Source organism: Spiroplasma sp. hy2, assembly GCF_044714365.1.
Lineage (GTDB): Bacteria > Bacillota_I > Bacilli_A > Mycoplasmatales > Mycoplasmataceae > Spiroplasma > Spiroplasma phoeniceum.
In genome coordinates, this window is sequence record NZ_RXFZ02000344.1 from 1 (window position 1) to 581 (window position 581).

At 21.9% G+C, this 581-nt stretch carries 1 protein-coding gene; it reads right to left on the reverse strand.

The window, feature by feature from the left end; translation table 4 throughout:
* The coding region (locus tag EHV01_RS06425; protein ID WP_422066733.1) for a hypothetical protein at nt 1-503 on the reverse strand (503 nt) is incomplete at its 3' end.
* Nucleotides 504-581: the final 78 nt, after the last annotated feature.

Consider the following 581-nt stretch of genomic DNA (forward strand, 5'->3'; position numbering starts at 1 on the left):
TTTTGAACTGTTGGTAATGTTAATTTAGTAGTTCCTTTGGGATATTTTTCTTTTAATGCTTGTGGTAATCGTTTTTTAATATAATTTCTTAAATGACTAGGTAACCATTTTCTTAATCAATAACGCCAAAATAAAGTTCCTGCATTAGATACAGCATTACTTAATAATTTTCATATTTCAACTGGAACACTAGGATAAACATAAGGTCCATAAAACTTAGGGTGTTTTGCTGTTTTTGTATATATTAAAATAGTTAAATTACCTGTTAAAGTTAACTTATTTGTTATATTAAACATACCACTATCAAGTCAACTACTATTTAAAGGTTGTCAATTAGTATTTAGATAATTTTCATTTTTAAATTGTTTTCTATTTTTAATGTTATTATTTTTTTCTAATTGACTTAATATTTGTTGTATTTCTTTTTTATGACTTTTTTTAATTAAATCTAAATAAGTAAATGGATTTAATCACTGTGTAAATTGTACTATGAAGTGTAGCACTTTATAAACTGTAAAATCAAGCTTTTTAAATTTGTAAAGATTTTTTATAAAAATTAAAGCAAAAATATCTTTTATTTT